This is a genomic window from Methanosarcina barkeri str. Wiesmoor, from assembly GCF_000969985.1.
Classification (GTDB): domain Archaea; phylum Halobacteriota; class Methanosarcinia; order Methanosarcinales; family Methanosarcinaceae; genus Methanosarcina; species Methanosarcina barkeri_B.
On the sequence record NZ_CP009526.1, the window covers coordinates 4,774,029 to 4,793,213 of the forward strand.

Annotated in this window: 10 protein-coding genes and 1 pseudogene; 5 read left to right on the forward strand and 6 right to left on the reverse strand. The window is 40.3% G+C overall.

The features are described from left to right. Window positions 1–96 precede the first annotated feature (96 nt). Entirely contained in the window at window positions 97–1,116 is a 1,020-nt protein-coding gene (mtaA, locus tag MSBRW_RS19630; RefSeq protein WP_011306070.1) for a methylcobamide:CoM methyltransferase MtaA, read from the reverse strand. A 570-nt stretch (window positions 1,117–1,686) separates the two neighbouring features. Between mtaA and MSBRW_RS19635 the strand changes: the two genes are divergently transcribed. The 3 genes from MSBRW_RS19635 to MSBRW_RS19645 all read left to right on the forward strand — a co-directional run bounded on the left by MSBRW_RS19635 (window position 1,687) and on the right by MSBRW_RS19645 (window position 8,542). Beyond that, entirely contained in the window at window positions 1,687–4,536 is a 2,850-nt protein-coding gene (locus tag MSBRW_RS19635) for a cation-translocating P-type ATPase (RefSeq protein ID WP_011306069.1), read from the forward strand. A gap of 519 nt (window positions 4,537–5,055) precedes the next feature. Next, complete coding sequence (locus MSBRW_RS19640; protein ID WP_011306068.1) at window positions 5,056–8,196, forward strand: response regulator; 3,141 nt, start codon at window positions 5,056–5,058, stop codon at window positions 8,194–8,196. Then, on the forward strand, window positions 8,168–8,542 hold the full coding sequence (locus tag MSBRW_RS19645) for a response regulator (protein WP_048102649.1): 375 nt from the start codon (window positions 8,168–8,170) through the stop codon (window positions 8,540–8,542). The genes MSBRW_RS19640 and MSBRW_RS19645 overlap by 29 nt, the downstream gene beginning before the upstream one ends. A 14-nt stretch (window positions 8,543–8,556) precedes the next feature. Here MSBRW_RS19645 and MSBRW_RS19650 read toward each other — a convergent pair whose 3' ends face one another. Together MSBRW_RS19650 and MSBRW_RS19655 are read right to left on the reverse strand one after the other, a co-directional pair. Further along, window positions 8,557–9,342, reverse strand: a complete 786-nt coding sequence (locus MSBRW_RS19650) for a helix-turn-helix transcriptional regulator (protein ID WP_011306066.1) — start codon at window positions 9,340–9,342, stop codon at window positions 8,557–8,559. Window positions 9,343–10,504: 1,162 nt separating this feature from the next. Next, entirely contained in the window at window positions 10,505–11,176 is a 672-nt protein-coding gene (locus MSBRW_RS19655; RefSeq protein WP_011306064.1) for a dihydrofolate reductase family protein, read from the reverse strand. A gap of 141 nt (window positions 11,177–11,317) precedes the next feature. Between MSBRW_RS19655 and MSBRW_RS19660 the strand changes: the two genes are divergently transcribed. Continuing rightward, window positions 11,318–12,244 (forward strand): ABC transporter ATP-binding protein, encoded by a 927-nt coding sequence (locus tag MSBRW_RS19660; protein ID WP_011306063.1) that lies wholly within the window; start codon window positions 11,318–11,320, stop codon window positions 12,242–12,244. Further along, entirely contained in the window at window positions 12,237–13,490 is a 1,254-nt protein-coding gene (locus MSBRW_RS19665; RefSeq protein ID WP_155398382.1) for an ABC transporter permease, read from the forward strand. The genes MSBRW_RS19660 and MSBRW_RS19665 overlap by 8 nt, the downstream gene beginning before the upstream one ends. A 1,150-nt stretch (window positions 13,491–14,640) precedes the next feature. Here the strand turns inward: MSBRW_RS19665 and MSBRW_RS19670 are convergent. From MSBRW_RS19670 to MSBRW_RS19675, 3 genes and pseudogenes are all read right to left on the reverse strand, one after another. Beyond that, window positions 14,641–16,161 (reverse strand): PAS domain-containing protein, encoded by a 1,521-nt coding sequence (locus MSBRW_RS19670; protein ID WP_011306061.1) that lies wholly within the window; start codon window positions 16,159–16,161, stop codon window positions 14,641–14,643. A 582-nt stretch (window positions 16,162–16,743) separates the two neighbouring features. Beyond that, window positions 16,744–16,966: pseudogene (locus MSBRW_RS22805) on the reverse strand (ISH3-like element ISMma1 family transposase); the annotation flags it as partial. Between the two features lie 42 nt (window positions 16,967–17,008). Beyond that, window positions 17,009–19,168 carry an endonuclease MutS2 gene (locus tag MSBRW_RS19675; protein ID WP_011306060.1) on the reverse strand — a complete coding sequence of 720 codons (2,160 nt, stop codon included), beginning with the start codon at window positions 19,166–19,168 and terminating at the stop codon, window positions 17,009–17,011. Window positions 19,169–19,185: the final 17 nt, after the last annotated feature.

A 19,185-nucleotide genomic window follows, 5' to 3' on the forward strand; every position in this document is an offset into this window, starting at 1 on the left:
TAAAAAAATATGATGTAGAACACAATTCCAGGCATTCTAAAATCTTTAAAACTATGGAATGTGTCCTTAAAAAAATAAAGAAATTTTTGTGCCTTTTCAGGCGTAGTACTCGTCTCTTGCTGCGACCAAAGCTTTGACATTTTCGAGAGGAGTCATGGGTGCAATCCCACAGCCAGGTGCAAGCACATCTATGCCGCCTTCAAGAGCTACTTTTGCTTCAGCTTTTATCTTATCAATAGGTCCAGGCAGCAGGGTAAAAGGACTGGAAATATTTCCTACTAATCTTGCTCTGTCTCCAATGATTTTCTTTCCTTCCGCTGCGGTACCGATCTTTTCTTCGACGCTGAGTCCTTCAAAACCGCAGTCTGCCATGTCGCTGAGGATCGCGTTAACCTTACCACAGATGTGGAGTACAGTCACGGAGTTAACACCAGCGGAAAACTTCTGTAATCTTGACTGGAGGAACTGTTTAAATGTTTCCGGGCTCATGAGGTCAGGAGAAGCGACAGGGTCTGCAATAGCGATAACATCTGCACCAGCTTCGACCATTGCGTTTGCATAGGCGATTGCAGCTTCTGCGGAGATATCAAGAGCCTGTTCGAAGAGGTCAGTTTTTTTAATGGACCATTTCATGAAGGATTTTACACTTATCAGGTCGGAAGCTAGTGTAACCGGGCCTTCCATACCTCCGATAATTGGTACATCAGGTCCTACTTTTTCCCTGACAATTTTAATGGCTTCGAGCACGGCTGGAATTCTGTTTCTCTGCAGGAGATCTGCAGGGACGACTGCGCCATCGAGGTTTTTGGGGTAGGGGCTAGCGGTGACAGACGGCTGCCTGTTCTTGGTACCCATGTTGATTTCACAGCCCATTGCTTCACCAAGAACGGTAAGACAGTAGGGAAGCCTTACAGCTTCAAGTCCACTAAGTTCATAGTTAGCAATTGCCAGTTTTGCCATAAGTTCGGGATTGGTGTGAGCTTCAGGCCAGGCAGCTCCAACTTTATCCATAAGTTCTACAATCCCGGTCTGGGTTACGGAGCAGACAGGTACTTTGTCAACGGGCTTGCCTTCAAGGGCAGCTAAGAGTCTCGTTTTAAGTGTAAATTCGCTCATAGTCATACCTTTTTAATTTATCTCTATTTATTTTTATTAAATTTTATTGCCTACTTGACAATATTATTGTTCAGACCTTTTAAATCCAAAATGTTTCACGCCCCGGAATAGAAAATCCAGAGTTTTGAAACACAGTTAAAATCTTAGGTTTCACCTGAAAACTCAAAAATAAATTTGAATCTCCCTTTCCACCTCGCCCGAGCAGAGATAGAAACCAGGGCACTAAAAATAATTCTCAGGCTCCTTTGATACATTAGAGTACGGGCATTTTTTTAGTTAACAACTTATAAAAGCTATTTGTCAAGAATATTTTTTTATCATATTTTTAATAAACGAGGTCATAAATTTCGATCTCGTTGTTCAGTTTTAAACAGTGGCTAGATTCTACACTTTTTCACCTTACTCTGTTAATGGATCAGGTCTGATCTGATAAAGAATCAAGTGCAATTTATTTCTACCTTATTTCTTCTTTTACTTTGCTCCCTCTTTTACTTTGGATTTCGAGATGTTTTTCAGAATCTATGTCAAGCTTCTTATTCTTGTATCTCATTGAATCACAATGGGGATTCGATGGGGAAGAATCTGACTGGCGGTAACAGCAAGATTTGTTCTCCCCAGGGGAACGAACATAGTATTCCACTTTTGGAGTTTCTTCAAAAGTTAAACGTTGACGAAAATGGACTGAGTGAGCAGGAAGCTACCAGTCGGCTCAAAGAATGTGGAGACAATGTTCTTGAAGAAACAGGGAAAGAGAGCATAATAAATAAGTATCTCAGGCAGTTCCGGAATTTATTCTCTATCCTGTTAACTGTGGGATCAATTCTGTCTTTCGTTGGAGAATACCTTGATCCAGGGCAGGGAAACCTGTATATAGGAATTGCTCTTGCAGGCGTTGTAATCATCAATGGGACCTTTACATTCATACAGGAGTACCAGGCTGAAAAAACCATGGAAAGTTTTCGTCAGCTTCTTCCTCCCCATGCCAGGGTACTGAGAGAAGGAAAGGTAAAAGATATTCTGGCATCGGAGCTTGTTGTAGGAGACGTCATCCTTCTTGAGGAAGGAGATAAGGTTCCTGCCGATGGGCGTTTGGTTGAAATTAATACCCTGAAAGTGGACAACTCGGCTATTACTGGCGAATCTGAGCCCCAGCTTCGGTCACTTGAATGCACTCACCCAAATATGCTGGAGTGCAGGAACATGGTTTTTTCAGGGACTCTGATACAGAGTGGGAATGGAAAAGCTGTTACCTTCGCCACTGGACAAAATACTCAGATCGGAAGCCTTGCAACACTCACACAACAAACTTCAGGCGTGGATACTCCCATTCGAAGAGAAATAAATTACTTCATAAAAGTCATATCTACAATTGCGATTTCCCTGGGAATAGTCTTCTTTATACTTGCTTTTCTTCTTCAAGATGTTTTTCTTGCAAGTTTGATCTTTGCGATTGGAATTATTGTTGCCAATGTGCCTGAAGGGCTTTTGCCTACAGTTACTCTTGCCCTTAGCCTTGCTTCCAAGCGAATGGCCTCTCGGAATGCCCTTATAAAACAGCTTGAGTCCGTAGAAACTCTTGGCTCGACAACGGTTATCTGTACGGATAAAACCGGTACCCTTACTCAGAATAAGATGGCAGTAAACTCTATCATGATCGGTTTTGAATGTCTTGTTATCGAAAACCCTGCCAGCACTAAAAAAACAACCACAGAGCAGGATATCATCGAAAGTACAAACAAAGCAGATATGGAAAAACTTACAGATTCAAGGACAGAAGGATTCTGTGCTCTAAAAAAACCTATCTGGGACCCTGAAAAATTGCCATCTGTTTTCATAAGAGTTGCAGGGCTATGTAATAATGCAAAACTTCGCGAGTCTGCCCCGGGATATACTGGTGATCCTACCGAAGGGGCACTTCTCGTTTTTGCAAATGGCCTGGAAGATATAGGAAAGCTCAAGAATGATTACCCTAGGCTGGAAGAATTTCCTTTTGATTCGCTTACGAAAAGAATGGAAGTTATCTGCCGTACTCCTGAAGGAAAACTTGAAGTTTATCTCAAGGGGGCCCCGGAAGTAGTTGTGAAAATGTGCAGTTCATCCCTAGATTCAAGAGGAATCCGGAAACTGGATGAAACTGAGCAACAAAAACTTCTTGACCGGCACCTGGGCCTTGCAAAAAAAGGAGAACGAATTATAGCCCTTGCGTACAGGCAGATAGAAGATATAAATGAATATACTGGGGATTTTATCTTCTTAGGATTTATAGGAATTGTAGATCCTCCTCGCCCTGAAGCCAGAGAAGCTATTGCAAAGTGCCATACAGCCGGGATCAAGGTTGTCATGATCACAGGTGATCACCCGGTCACGGCAGAATCAATAGCAAAGGACGTGGGGCTTGCAAACTCAGGAAACCTTGAGATCATTACCGGAAATGAGCTGGCAACGTTATCACGCGCAGACCTTGCTTCAAGATTAAAAAATCCGAGCATTGTTTTTGCCCGCACTTCTCCTGTACAAAAACTAAAAATCGTACAGCTCTTTCAGGCCGAAGGGGAAATAGTGACCATGACAGGAGATGGGGTCAATGATGCTCCTGCAATCAAGAATGCAGATATGGGCGTTGCTATGGGCAGTGGCACGGATGTGGCGCGCGAAGCTGCGGATATGGTACTTCTTGATGACAATTTCGCTACGATTGTGAATGCTGTAGAAGAGGGCAGGACGGTTTTCGATAATATTAAAAAATTCATCGCATACATTCTTGCCAGCAATATTCCTGAGATCCTGCCTTTCATAGCCTTCGTCCTCTTTGCCCTGCCCCTTCCCATGCCTGTACAGCTTATTCTGGCAATCGACCTGGGCACGGATATGCTGCCTGCGATTGCCCTGGGAAAAGAAAAAGGTGAAGGAGATATTATGAAAAGACCTCCCAGAGCGAGAGAAGAAAAGCTTTTGACTCCTCCACTACTTTTCACAGCTTATGCAGTAAAGGGTCCTGTAGAAGCTATCGCAGGCTTTTTCTGCTATTTTGCTGTCCTTTTTGAGGGGGGTTGGAGTTTTGGCGAGCAGCTTGCAAACAACAATCCCCTTTACATGCAGTCAATAACCGCTTTCTTTTCAGCAGTGATTATATGCCAGATTGCTAATGTTTTTGCTTCCCGAACTCGTTATCAGTCAGTCTTCTCAATGGGTTTATTTAGTAATCGTACTGTTCTGGTAGGAATTGCAAGTGAACTCCTAATTCTGGCATTTATTATCTGGAATCCATCGGCAAATCTTATTTTCAATACGTCTCCCCTTGACCTCAGATATTTGCTAATTGCAGTTCCCTTTGCGATTTTATTGCTTGGAATCGATGAGTTAAGAAAATATCTGTTGAGAAGGAATGTAAGCTGGGTAACCAGATACCTTAAGTGGTAAATCAAAGTTACAAAAAGCGGGATTTACAATGAAAATTATAATGTTGGTCAGGATAGCAAACAGAAGTAAGTCCTGGGGTCAGGGTAGCAAACAGAAGTAAGTCCTGGGGTCAGGGTAGCAAACAGAAATGATTCCTGGTTTTTTCTTCATATTACAGAGATATATTATTTCATTTTTAATATATATTATAAACTATAAAATACTTGAGCTCCATGATTTGTATCTTTTTGTTAATAATAAAGCACTAAAATTAGTATTATTTTGTACATAATTGATTTTTTAAACCTTTTTTTCTATAAAAAACTCTAATGTTTACTTATAATTGACATAGTGAATGTTATTGTCCTTTAATTTTGATTTAAGAAATCTAATTTTTTATGACATATTGTAGAAAACTTTTATATAGATTCCAATTTAATTTCATCTGTCAGTATTATTACATTATGATGTTCCCTGCAGACCCAGCCCAGATCTTACCTCTGTTTAATTAACCCGAAGCCCCAGAAACGAGCTTAAAATATGAACGTTAGTCGAAAGATTCTTGCTATTATCTATATCATCTTTGCTCTTCTCATTTCAGTTGTTATTTTTGCGTCCCAGAGCATTCTCGGTTCCACTTTTTCCGATTTGCAAGAAAAAGAGGTAACTGACAACGTAGAAAAGGTAGAGAGCATGATTGAACTTCAGATACTACAGCTTGAGAAGATTAATTCTGTTCTCTCTTCAAGAGACGATGTCAGGAACTTAATGCTTAATCAGGATTTTCAAAATCTCAGCAGTGGAACTTCACTCGATGACATCTTTTCCATCAGTGGATGTGATTTTATTTTTCTAGTAAATAATTCAGGATATATTGTGTATTCTGATATTTCGGATCCTGAGCCCTCTACTAATGCTTCCGCTCTTAATGCTTCCATTCTTAATGTTTCCATTCTTAATGTTTCCACTCTTAATGCTTCCCCTCTTCCCAAAGTCCGTCAGAGAATTAATGATGGCAGTTTCCTCTGTAAGGGAGCTGAGACTTCTTTAAAAGGACTGTTCATGCTGAAAAATGATCCTGCAATAATCTCCAGCCAGCCTGTGTCCGCTGCACCAGAGAGTAAAGAAATCTCAGGTACAATCATTCTTGGCAAATATCTTGATTCGAGCTTTATCGAATCCGTTCAGGAAAGTACAGGAAGTACATTTACACTTTACAGTTTTAACAATGCATCCTCGGATCTTCTGCAGGCTTTTTTTGAGAACCCTGGTCCAAATTTCACATATACGGTAACTGGAGAACACACTACTTGTTATTCCGTGCTTGAGGATCTTTCTGGAAGCCCAGCTATTGTAATCAGGGCTGACGCAGGCAGCAATATCTATGCCGAGGGCCAGGAAGCTCTCCGATACATAGTGTTTTTCCTCCTGTTCGCAGGCCTCATGATTGGGGCAAGTTGCAAGTTTCTTCTTGATAGGGAAGTTGTATCCCGAATAGTTGCAATTGATAATTTCGTAGAGAAAGTAGGAATGAATGAAAATTTTTCCGAACGATATTTTATGGAGGGGGATGATGAACTCTCAAGGCTTTCCAAGGGAATAAATCAGACTCTTGACCGCCTGAGAACTACTTCTAATGAATTTAAAGCCCAGGAACACGAAAAAAAGCTAATCCTTGATTCTCTCAGTGAACTGGTAGTCTTTATGGACTCCGAATTGAAGATAATCTGGCTAAATAAAGCAGCTCTTGATCACATGGGGATGAAAATTAATGACGTTATCGGGCGTCATTATCAAGATATGTATATTTTATATAAAGAAAACCCGGGTAAATCTCCGGTACTGAAAGTACTGGAATCCGGAAACGAAGAGTTCGGGGAAGTAGTTACTCAGGACGGAAAGATCTGGACGGTCACTGCGATTCCTATAAAAAATGAAGACGGCAGGATTACCGGGATCTTAAAAACAGGGCTTGATATTACCGCACACAGGCGTTCGGAAGAAAAACTAATTCAGGCAAAACTTGAAGCTGAAGAAGCCAACAATTCCAAGAGTGAATTTCTTGCAAATGTGAGCCATGAGTTGCGAACACCTTTGAATTCCATTATAGGCTTTTCGGATATTCTTATTGAGAAAGTTTTCGGAGAGCTTAACGAAAAGCAGTTCCGATATGTAAACAATATCTCAACCAGTGGGAAACATTTGCTGGTACTTATAAATGATATCCTCGATCTCTCAAAAGTAGAAGCCGGGAAAATGGAACTTCACTACAGTGAATTTTCTATTGATCCCGTTTTTGAAGAAGTCAAAGCCGTTCTCTTTCCTCTTATACAGGCAAAACCCCTTGAAGTAACTTTTAACGTAGAACCCGACTTTACAACGCTTGAAGCCGACAGAGGCCGCCTAATTCAGATTCTTTACAACCTTATAAGTAATGCAATAAAATTTACTCCAAATGGTGGAAAAGTCTCGGTATATTGCAAAGAAAGCGGCAACCGAGCGCTTATTTCAGTCATAGATACTGGTATAGGCATTTCTGCTGAAGACCAGGTAAAGCTTTTCCAACCCTTTACCCAGCTCGATGCCTCAACATCCAGGCAATATTGCGGCACAGGGCTTGGGCTTGCTCTTGTGAAGAAAATCGTGAACTTGCATCAGGGCGATATCTGGGTTGAGAGCGATCCTGGGAAGGGCAGTAACTTTACCTTTGCACTTCCTCTCAGGAAACCTCTGGAGCGCAGGAAGGTCAGCGAGATTGGAATCGAAGATGTAACTATAGAATTCGAGATGAATAAAGCAGAAGCCCTTTCAGTAAAAGAAAATGCCGAAAATTTGCAGGAAGAAGTAAAGCTGCCCGAAATCTGTCATTCTGAAAAGGGAGATGTTAAGCAGGAACTTATTCTGGTAGTTGATGATGACAAAAGTTCCAGCGAACTTCACTCCACTATCCTTAAGGACGCAGGATACAGTGTGGCTATCCTTTATAGTGGAAAAAGAGTTTTAGAGGTTGCAAAGAACCTGAAACCCGATATTATTACCCTGGACGTCTTCCTGCCAGGTACTAATGGCTGGCTTGTCTTGAGGCAACTAAAGAATGACCCTTACACGACTTCTATACCTGTACTTATTATCTCCATGACCAATAATAACGAGCTTGGTATTACCCTCGGAGCAACCTACTCCTTTGCAAAGCCGGTAAACAGAATTGAACTGGTAAACTCTCTCAGAGAAATTACCGGAAAGTTCCGGTTCGAATATCCTAAAGTTCTTATAGTAGATGACGATGAAAATACTGTAGAATTGTTGAGTTCGATGATTGAGCCTGAAGGCTTTGAGACTATAAAAGCTTACAGCGGGAGGGAATGCCTGCAGAAGCTTTTTTTCTCAGAGCAACAGCCCGATATTCTAATTCTTGACCTCATGATGCCGGAGATTAGCGGATTTGATATTATATCCAGCATGAGGGCCGATGTACACACGAAAGATATTCCTCTTATCGTATGCACTTCTGGCGAGCTTACTGAGAAGAATCTCGAAGAATTGAACAGTGAGCTAGAAAGACATCTTATTTCTATTCTGAAGAAAGGCACTTTCGGAAGAAAAGAGTTAATTAATAGAATAAAACAATTAGCTATGCTGAAGAGGCGTAATGATGAAAAAAATCCTGATTGTCGAAGATAATCCCATGAACATGGAACTGATCCTGGACCTTCTGGAATTCTACGGACATAACATAACTAAAGCCGAGGACGGAATAAAGGCTCTTGAAAGCCTTGCTGAGACAAAATTCGACATCATCCTGCTGGATATGCAGTTACCGAAGATGGACGGACTTGAGGTTCTCGATCGAATTAAGAAAAATCCTGCGACTGCAGATATCCCTGTGATAGCGGTTACTGCCCATGCTATGAAAGGCAGTGAAGAACATTTCATAGAAATGGGCTGCGTGGACTATGTCTCCAAACCTATAGATATCCACAAGTTCAGGGCTCTGATAGATAAGTATCTAGGAGAGGGCTCATCTTAACTTCAGAAGGGCAGTTATAGTTTCTCCAGTTGTACGGATCTGTCTTTATAGTATGAAAAGAGTTCTTCGCACCACTTCAGTGCGCTCTCGTCAAAACTCATCAAGCGTTGATGGTCAAACTTTCCCTTCTTGTCGAAAAGCACAAGTGAGCAGAAACGCTCTGTCACTACGTCTTTCAGGGTTACGCTTTTTTCACAAGTGTAAATCTCAACATTTTTCGATTCCAGAAGAAATTTCAGATCCTCATAATAATCCTTTTTCATCCTGTCAAAAACGGGTTCTGTCAGGATAAGACATATCTCAGCCTCTTTTCTTGCAAGTTCCAGGTATATCTCAACGTGAAGAGGGTTGAAATAGGAGAGAAACATTTTGACATGCTTTGATTCCAGAAGGTTGCTTCTGAAATCTTCAGGAATTTCAAAAAGTCGGTTAAGGTCGGGTTCAAGCATGAAATAGTTCCCTAATTCATCAATCCTGTTAAGGAGATATTCGGGAATTGCGGTAAAGTCGTGGTTTGTCCAGTAATCGTAATTTTCCTCAAAGACCCTTACGGTGTTCAATAAAGGCTCCATTTTTTCAACTACTATCTCTCCGATCTCCGAGAGCTTGTAGGTGTTTCTATCGTCCTGTTCTATCAGGCGTCCTTCTTTTAGTTTTTTGATTTGGGGCATTATCGACGTTGAGTTGACGTTGAGGGCTGTTTTTATTTCGTCTCCGGTCTTTGGCCCTTCTTCTAGCAGGAGTAGTACATCCTTCCTTTTTTCTGAAAGAAACGCCAGATCAATAAGTGATGTTTTCATTTTGTTCCATCTCCCCGGGAAAGTATTATATTTAGAAGAGATATTTCTCCTTTATTTCTTTTCAGAAAGCAGTCTGAGTTAGCAAAAATTCTTTCTTCCTCCAGAAAAACTTTGAAGGAACTTCTCGTAACATTATTGCGCTACTTTCCAATTGATCCTTTATATTTTTTTCCAAAAAACCTTGTTTTTCCCGTAGCTAATACATAACTCACATATTTTGAGGTTGATTTTTTCGGAGAAAAATTTTTTACTTTTTTCCAGTCTTTTGAATCAATATCGAATCTTTTTGCTTAAGAAGTAGTACTTCAATATTTTCAAGATCGTGTCTATAAGGTACTCTACAAAGTTTTAGGTACTCCCATTGCTTCTGCCATGTATTTTGTTTCCTGAAAATACCGGTAGGTTTGCACATTCTTAAATTAACATCTTTCAATCCTGCTCTTTCAAGTTCTTCTTTTCATTCTTCAGGTGACAACAGGGAAAACGGAAGTCTTTTTATTCTTCAATTATTTTTTTTGCCTTGAGCGATTTCTTTGGCAGCACAATTAATTTGTTTCTCATGCCTGCTTCAAAGTTCGTAGCGTGAGCATCTCCTATTATGAATTGTGCTTTGTCTGAAACTTCCTATCTTTTTGCTCTTTTCGTTTTCTTCCTCAATAGAAAGTCGCAATATCAATTCCTACTACCTCACAGACTCTTTCCCTGGCAAGGTAACAGGCAGAAATACTGCTTCCATATCCAACCAACAAGATTTTTTTGTAGATTCAACATTTACTAAGGCAAAAATCCCGCTAATTTTTTATTTTGGAGAGGGAATTTTTACAGGAATTTTTATATACACAGGTAGAATTTTGTCAACTCCAACGTCTACGATTCAATATTTATGCCCTAATTGTTCAGAGTTTAGGTTTAAAAAATACCTCCATAGTCGAGCTCAAGAAAGGATAATTTCTAAAGTGTTTTCCCTAATTTTGCTCAAGAGAGGTAATTTTAAAGGTAATCACTATGGACCGTCTTCCCAATGCGACATCCGGGAAGCAGAATTTTTGCAAAAGTTAATTGAGCCCATTTACAAGACTTCTTAGTCTTTAAATCTCTAAGATCCATTAATTGTAAGTCATTAGGTGATAAATTCGTACTAAATACTGTATTTCCAGCTCTTTTATTCTTTCAAAACCCGATACATCAGATGTACATATTGCTTTTCCACAATTTCATCTCTTAAAAGTTCAAGTCTAGTCCCACTCTTTTCAAGAGTCCTGAAAAGATTTGTTCCATTCTTCCCTACAATTTCAGGAGTGAGAATCAGACTAATTTCTTCGACAAGTCCCTGTTCGAGTAATATACTGTTCAGCACTCCCCCGCTGTCCGAAACTACAAGTTCAAAACCATATCTTTCATTTGCAATTTCCAGTGCCTGTCTGATGTTTACACGGTCTGCTCCGGCCCTGATGAAATCATAATTCCTTTCTTTGAGGTAATTTATATAAGCTTCAGGAGTCTTTTCCGAGACCAGAACGATTGCGTCTTTGCTGAACTCGGAACGTCTGAACACATGCATCAAACCTTCAAGGATTCCCTTTGAGTCCGCAATCAGCCAGTATGCCCTGGGATCGTCGGGCTGGATTTCAGGTTTCTTGAAGTCCGATTCATTTTCAGGCGGAATTTTTTCGCAGAAGAACTGGGTTCCGGTTTTCGCAGTGTTCGAGCCTACTATCATTGCCTCGGGCTGATAACTGCTCAGAATTTTGTAGTGAACTTCAATATTTGCTTCGAAGCCCGTAGTAGAACCGTCGAGACTTATACTGTTGTGAATAATTACTTTTGGTATCATACTATCCCCTGAATTTTCCTTAGTTATCCGATTGAATTCCCACTGATCCTTTTAATAGTAAATTATTACTTTTAAAAGACAAATCAGATTTTAATTACTTTGAAGTTTCTATAATATATCGAAGGAGTTATCTGTATTGGAATGTATTTAATTTTAATGCATACTATAGAATTTGAAAGCGTATCAAAGTCTTTCTCAGAAAAGACTATTCTTGAGGATATATCGTTTTCAGTGAGGCAAGGCGAAATCTTTGGGCTTCTCGGGCCAAACGGGGCAGGAAAAACAACACTTATAAGGCTTCTTCTTGACATTATCAGACCGGACTCCGGGGAAATACGTGTCTTTGGGGATTTCCTGAGCCCTACTGCAAAAAACAGGATAGGATACCTTCCCGAAGAACGGGGATTGTATAAGAAAACAAGACTTCTTGATATGCTGGTTTATCTTGCGCAGCTTAAAGGCATACCAGAAAAACAGGCTCATCTAAATGCCGAATCCCTTCTCAAATCCCTGGAATTAGATCAATATAAAAATAAAAAAGTTGAAGAGCTTTCCAAGGGGATGCAACAGAAGATTCAGTTCCTCTCTGCAATTATCCATGAACCTGAACTTTTAATCCTTGATGAACCTTTTTCCGGGCTTGACCCTGTAAATACGAAGACCATTATGACCAGAATCCTGGGACTCAGGGCAGCAGGAAAAACAATAATCCTTTCTACACATATGATGGAGCAGGCCCAGAAACTTTGTGACAGAATCCTTATGCTTAATAAAGGCAGGAGAGTACTTTATGGTCCTGTAGATGAGATCAGAAGGGAGCATGGAAAAAACTCTCTGATTGTAGAGTTTGCAGAAAAAGGAGATTTGAACGCAATTCGGGAAATTTCTGGCATAAAGAAAGTAATAGAACATGGAAAATCGGTTGAAATTTTCCCTGAAGAAAAAATAAGCGTCCAGATCCTTCTTGAGGAACTTGTCCGAAAAGCAAACCTCATACGTTTTGAAAAAACGCTTCCTTCTCTGAATGAAATCTTTATTCAAACCCTGGAGAGTGCTTCCAATGACTAGTTTTTCCGAAAAAACCTTTATTGTTGCAAAGCACGAATTCCTGAAAACAATAAAGCGTAAAGAATTTCTTTTTATGACCTTCTTCTTCCCTGTCCTATTTGCAGGAATCAGTGTTCTTCCTTTATTGCTTTCAGGCATGACCCCAACTGAAGACCAGAGAGTAGGTTATATAGATATGACTGGTTCCTTCGAATTTCCAGAATCAATAAAGAGCGAAGACTTTTCTCTGGGATCCTCAGAGGCAAAAACCTCAGTTGTAGAATTTGTAATGTACAGGGAAGTTTCCGATGCAAGGCAGGCCTTACAGGCAGGCCAGCTTTCGTCCTACCTCGTAATTCCTGAAGACTTTCTTAAAACCGGAACAATAGGATTGTATGGCCTTGAAAAAGAAGCATCTATGCAAAATATTGGGCTGTCCTCCGAACTCTCGAATATCGTTATTACTTCTCTACTTAAGGATAAAGTGGACGAGCTAACTCTCAACAGGGTCCGAGATCCGGTTAACATAAAGTTTTATAATGTAGGAGAGAGCGGAGAGTCTTCTGAGCAGGGTATTGCTGATGTCTTTGCCAGTTTTGGCCTTCCTTTTATTACAGCTTTTCTCCTCTTCCTCAGCATTTTTTCATCATCTGGCTTTCTGCTTCGCGGTGTTGCCGAAGAAAAAGAAAACAGGATAATAGAAATTCTGCTGTCTTCAGCAACTCCTTTTGAAATCCTTACAGGCAAGATCTTTGGCCTTGGTGCAGTCGGCCTTCTGCAGGTTGTAATCTGGCTTGCGGCAATAATGCTCGGGAGCAGGTACGCCCTTCCTGTACAAATCGAACCTATTACTCTCTGCCTTGCTCTCATTTATTTTATATTTGGCTTCCTCTTTTTTGCCAGCGTGATGGCAGGAATTGGGGCTGTCACCAGTTCCCTTCAGGAGAGCCAGCAGATTGCAGGAATTTTTACGTTTGTAGCCGTATTTCCCCTCATATTCATGCAAATGATCGTTACAAACCCAGACAGCTTATTTTCAGTCTTTCTTTCTCTCTTTCCCCTTAGTTCGCCTGTAGCCATGCTTGCCAGGATAGGGACTACATCTGTGCCTCTTTATCAGATTCTTGCCAGCATCTTCATTCTGCTTATTTCGGTTCATGGAACGATCCTGCTCTCCAGCCGGCTTTTCAGAACTTATCTGCTTATGTACGGAAAAAGACCGAAAGTAAAGGAGATCTGGAAGAATATCTGGACAGGATCTAGATAAAAATAAAAAACGATGGTTTTAATTTTCCTGTAGAACTCTTAAACTCTTTAGTTAAAAGGATTTTTGAGTACTTGCTCTTCATAGAAAGCCGAATAATAAAGTCACTTCTTATAGGATAACTTGTTTAAATATCGGAATAATAAGAGGTCCCATTTTAGGTAAATAAAGGTGCTCAATTGAGTAATATAAAAACAGATTAAATAAAATATAATTCTATCGTTAGTATTTTATAATATCGATTATATAGTATTAATTGGTTCATAAGGAAGTAGCTGTGAAATGGAGGGAAATACCGGGCAGCTTCAAAACTGATCCAGTAATAAACTTCATTGACATAGAACAAACCTTGTGAACCACCTAACTGATTTTAATTCAACTGGTTTTAATTCAACTGGTTTTAATTCAACTGGTTTTAATTCAACTTTCATTCAATTCAACTGGTTTTAATTCAACTGGTTTTAATTCAACTTTCATTCAATTCAACTTTCATTCAATTCAACTGGTTTTAATTCAACTTTCATTCAATTCAACTTTCATTCAATTCAACTGGTTTTAATTCAACTGGTTTTAATTCAACTTTCATTCAATTCAACTTTCATTCAATGCCTAAATTTTATGAATCTTGAATTTACAAATAGATCTTTTTTTCAGTCTTACTTCATATCCCCCGCTGTTTTATCCACAATTTTTTACTTCTGCTGTGGGTTACTTCTATTGTGGGTCCAGCAGTCTCTCGATTTCTACGGCGATTTTCTACGGCGATTTTGTTCTTTGCCCTGGATATTCTTGAATATCTCCTGCGCTGATGCAGGTGTTGTAATTCATTACATGGGAAACTGTATTCTGTTTCTGGTATTGATTCTGTAAACTTACTTGTATTGTTAACATTAATATGTTTATAGATACAGACACCACAACCCAAAATACGAAAACCAAAATAAGGGAGTTGGAGAACAGAGTATCTCTCCTACCTGAAGGGATCAGGAACGTTAAGCCGGAGAAGACCGGAAGTCGAAAGACATCTCAAGTATAATCTCATGCTCATATTCTATTTCACCTTCGGAACGAGGGGCTAGAGCCTTACAACTCGTCAACATTGGTTGGGAGGATATGACTCAGGAAGCCCCTGAGTCTTTAGCTTAGGGGTAGTTCACGAGAGTTCTGCTTGAATGCAGACTGGAGCGATATAATTCACCACCTGAAGAGCAATGCTCTCAAGAAAGTTTCGGATATCCCAGGGAATCTTATCAAGGGTATGGGAGGCGAAGTTTAAGCTGCCCACAATATCTCCTCTATAGTTGAGAGGAATTATGGCAATAGATTTTATTCCTTCCCTCTTTACTGCGTCAACCGTTGTATCAGAGTAAAATTCCAGTGAGTATATGGGCTTTCCAATAAAAATTTGCCTTGCCTCCAGAGAATCTGCCTTATATCTGGAAATTTTTTCTCTAAACTCGGGGGAAATTCCCCTATATGCAACCAGGTTTAGCTGGTCCAGGAGTTCGTCCTTGATGTGTATAACCCCTACATCGAGTCCATTTATTTGAAGGCAGGAATCAAGAACTCGGGAGAGTATTGTCTGGAGATTCCAGGTAGTACTCAGTTCCTTTCCTAGTTCTCGCTGGATCTCAAGCATTTTCTGGGCTTCTTTTCTTTCGGTAATATCAACTACAAGACCCTGAAAATGAGTTGCTTTTCCTTCTTCATCTCTCTGGATAAAGGTCTTCTCTTCTACCCAGAGCATTTTTCCATCCCCTGTAAAAATTCTATATTCAACGTCGAAGTAATCCTGTTTCTCTGCAATGTTGCGTTTGAGGGTTTCAATAACAGAGCCTATATCATCTTTGTGAATAATGCTTTCGTAAGGTACTTTTCCTGAAGTAAAATCTTCTACCCTATACCCGAACTTAGTTACGTTTTCTGAAACGTACACTGTTGGCAGGTTTTCTTTGTTTTCCCACAAAAAAGCCACTGCCTGGCTGTTATTGATTATAGTTCTTAAGAGTTTCTGAGTCTCTAAAGACTTTCTGAGAGCTTCTTCGTTCTCTTTTCTCTCAGTTACGTCCAGCACAAGCCCTTGAAAGTGAGTCACTTCTCCTTCAGGACTTCGCTGGATAAATGTCCTTTCATTCACCCAGTGGAGATCGCCGACTTTTGTAAAGATTCTATATTCTATATTGAAGTCAACTTCACCTTTCTGGATACGCTCTTTAAGCGAATCCTCAACTCTCTTCAGGTCATCAGGATGGATAATATCTCCATACAGGACCCTACCTGAAATGAAGTCCTCCACTGTGTACCCAAACTGGACCACATTTTCAGAAACAAACTCAGAAGGCCATTTTTCTTCATTTTTCCATAGAAATACCACTGCAGGACTGTTATTTACCACAGTCCTGATTATTTCCTGCATCTCAAGAACAGAAAGTAAATCCACGATTCCTATTGCTGCAATAACTTTCCCATCTTCTGAGAAAATGGGAGAAACAACCACGTTCCTACCCAGATACGTGCCTTCCTTTGGCACTCCACGTATGGTCTCGCCGGTCCTGAGCACCTCTTCAAGTACAGGGCCTGTATATTCTCTGTCAAGGATTTGACCTTTCTCCAGGCGAAGTCCCTTTCGATTGAGGCTGCGGATAGTGGTTGGAAGCCCAACAAGAGAGTGCACTGCGACCGCTATAGACTCAAGTTCATCAGACCCCGCATCTTCAGATATTAAAGAAGTAATTCTTTCACCCCCAGAAATCCTAAAAATTATTAAAAGTAAAAAGGTTGAAGAGTTTTCAGCAAGAAGAAACTAAGAGCTGAACCCTCTATACATCCTTTTTTCCTTATTTTAATGCATTTTGAGTGGTTATATATTGATCTTAATTTATATAATTTAGATTTTTCTCAAATTTCCAGATTCCACTTTCCTTTGAGACCGTTCTTTTCTGGTTTCCATCTCGGTTCTTGATCCCGATTCCTCGGCGAGTATGTTTTTTCAACCGCCGCAGAAACGTAACAGTTCAGTAGTTTCGATTTATTATAGTTCCGAATGACAAATCTCATTCATTTATAATTTTTACTTTAATAGTTCATGAGAAATGTCTTCATTTCATCGCATGAGAAATGTCTTCATTTCATCGATTTGATTTCATTTTTGAAAATGAACTCTAAAAATTTGAGCATTGTAAAATTCTGAAGTCGAATTTGTGTATAGTCTCTACTAACCGATTTTACGATTTTATTTTTGATTATATTTTAAAATTTATATATCTCGTAATCGAGCGCAAAGTGCTCGATTTCTTTCTCGATTAAACTTCATTAAGCAGTGCAGATAACTTGACTGGAATATCACATAACGAATCAATTTCGTTCATTACTGCTTTAATAATGTCTTGATTTATTACTGATTTCATTTGATATGCTGTAATGTCAAGAACTGATTTTAAGACATTCAAAATGTTATACATTATACACTGTATTACAAAAATACTCTATTAATATATAGTGGGAAGTACACTGAAATATCTCTAAAGGTTTGCTTTTGAGCCAGTTTTAAATTTATCCTTTAAATGTGAGTAAAACTCCTGCTCTTTTCCAGTGGTCTTTCTGAACAGCCGTTCCACAATCAACTCGGGAGTGCTTCGAGCAATAAGATTGTATACAGGATTCCGGTTTACGATTAACTCAAGGTTGGAGTCCAGACCATCGGCCTCAATTCCATCTACTCTTACTTTAGCTCCGGTATTTTCAAGGATAAGTTCCGAAAGATGGGAGACAAAAACTCCAAGACTCTGTTCATTTCTGGAAAGATATTCAAGAATTCCTGCTATAATTCGTGCAGAAGCTCCAGGCTCAGTGATCGATTCCAGTTCGTCTGCAAGCACCAGTTTTTCTGAGGCTTCGGAAAGCACTGAAAATTGCTTGAGAGTAGTCTCGAAAGCTCCTGCATCGAGAGTTCCTTTCGATTTCCCAAAATAGTAGAATTCCTCTACAGGCCCTAGTTCAAGTTTTTTTGCAGGAACCGGAAAGCCCATGTACCCAAGAATTACGCATTGGGCAAAGAGCTCGAGCAGGGAAGTTTTGCCACCTGAATTTACTCCGCTCAAAAGTACAACCCTGTTTTCCAGACCTGCTGGAGAAAAGCCGGTTTTTCCAATGGAATAACTGATAGGATCGATCTTTCCGTAACGAGCTTTTAAAAATAGGTTTTCTCCGCCTGTAAAACCTATTCCGGCTTCAGAAATCAGTTCAGGAAGGTTAAGCTGGAACTTTGTCGAAAAACAGGCAATTGAAAAGCCAAGGTCAAAATCCAGGACTTTTCTGACAAGCTTTTCTACAGGTTGGTGGAAAACTGAAAGCGTTTTTGCAAGTTCCCTTTTCCGGACAAGCCTTGTTTTCTCAAGGCTATTGTTCAACTTTTGCCTGAGAAGCATCAGCTGGGACTGATCTGCGCAGAGAGGGTAGGAAATTTCATCGGAAAAGAGTGAGTCGAGCATTAGTTTTTCTTGCTTTTGAAGCCCTAGCTTTTCAACAAGCTCTTCTTTGACGACTGAAGTTTCAGTTTTATAGATTCTATTAAGTTCCTTTGTAAGCAGGTCCTTAATCTCCATTCCCCCGCTCACAAGCCTGACGAGTTCCTGCCCGCTCAGAGTAAGCGAACTTGCTTCAAGGGTTCGGTTCATACGCTTGTTAGCCTCACGCAGGGCAGAAGTCAATGCAGAGTCCAGGTTTTGAAGGGCTGCTCCGAGCCTGTCAATTTCAGGGTCAAAACCTTCAACAGGCTTTCCATCCTCACCGAGTTTTGAGAGAGCAGTCTCGAGTATATCAAGTTTCTCTTTAGAAAACTCCTCAAAGAGCTCAAAATTCTCTGAGCGGAGAGATGATACGATACTCAGGCAGGCACGGATGCAGTCCAGATTCCGCGCAAAAAACGCCAGTTCTTTTTCAGGTAAAACCTGCCAGAATTCAGCTCTGGAAAGATCCTGGAAATATTCGGGTTCAATGTCTTCAGGTAGATCAAAGCCAAGATAAGTATCATCAAAAACAGTAACATTGGAATAACCCCTTGCAAGATCCACGAATTCCGATAGGTTTTCTACAGACTGGACAGGCAAAAAGGCCTGGAACTTTTCTCGGGCTGCTTCAAGGGTTTTTGAGTCTCCGCACAGAATGATCCGGTCCCTGACTCTGAAGTTTCCGGGAACAGGCCTGAGTTCACTGACTCTCGTAAGCAATTTCAGAAATTCGGAATTCTCGGGGAAGGCATTTCCCAGTTCAAGGTATTCTCTTACGAAAGCCTGCCTTTCCTGGATAAGATCCATGCGTGAAGCAGGTAGTGGGTAAAAAAGGTTTAGCTTATCCCTGGCATGCGTCGTATGGGCAAAACTTTTTATCAGCTCAAGCAGGCGGGAATAAATATCCAGGGCTTCTTTTGTCCTGAGAAAATCAGAAATTGAGCAGCCCTCAGCCCTGGATCTGGCATATCTGGCAAGAGAAAGGGCAAAATTGTGGCTGATGCCGTTGATTTCCGAAAGCGAAGCTATATCGCCCTCGCAAATAGCCTGAAGAGCTGCTTCTTCAGTGCCGAAATGCTCAATCAGCCTGTCAGCTACCCGTTCACCGATTCCATGGATTTCCCGCAGGCTTGAGAGCGGCTGAGAAGTTTTCATACCCAAAATACTTTTCATATTCAAGATACTCTTGT

What these genes read in the sequence shown, in the direction of transcription:
- mtaA (WP_011306070.1), bottom strand. Translation starts at nt 1,116, where the DNA reads ATGAGCGAATTTACACTTAAAACGAGACTCTTAGCTGCCCTTGAAGGC.
- MSBRW_RS19635 (WP_011306069.1), top strand. Translation starts at nt 1,687, where the DNA reads ATGGGGAAGAATCTGACTGGCGGTAACAGCAAGATTTGTTCTCCCCAG.
- MSBRW_RS19640 (WP_011306068.1), top strand. Translation starts at nt 5,056, where the DNA reads ATGAACGTTAGTCGAAAGATTCTTGCTATTATCTATATCATCTTTGCT.
- MSBRW_RS19645 (WP_048102649.1), top strand. Translation starts at nt 8,168, where the DNA reads ATGAAAAAAATCCTGATTGTCGAAGATAATCCCATGAACATGGAACTG.
- MSBRW_RS19650 (WP_011306066.1), bottom strand. Translation starts at nt 9,342, where the DNA reads ATGAAAACATCACTTATTGATCTGGCGTTTCTTTCAGAAAAAAGGAAG.
- MSBRW_RS19655 (WP_011306064.1), bottom strand. Translation starts at nt 11,176, where the DNA reads ATGATACCAAAAGTAATTATTCACAACAGTATAAGTCTCGACGGTTCT.
- MSBRW_RS19660 (WP_011306063.1), top strand. Translation starts at nt 11,318, where the DNA reads ATGTATTTAATTTTAATGCATACTATAGAATTTGAAAGCGTATCAAAG.
- MSBRW_RS19665 (WP_155398382.1), top strand. Translation starts at nt 12,237, where the DNA reads ATGACTAGTTTTTCCGAAAAAACCTTTATTGTTGCAAAGCACGAATTC.
- MSBRW_RS19675 (WP_011306060.1), bottom strand. Translation starts at nt 19,168, where the DNA reads ATGAAAAGTATTTTGGGTATGAAAACTTCTCAGCCGCTCTCAAGCCTG.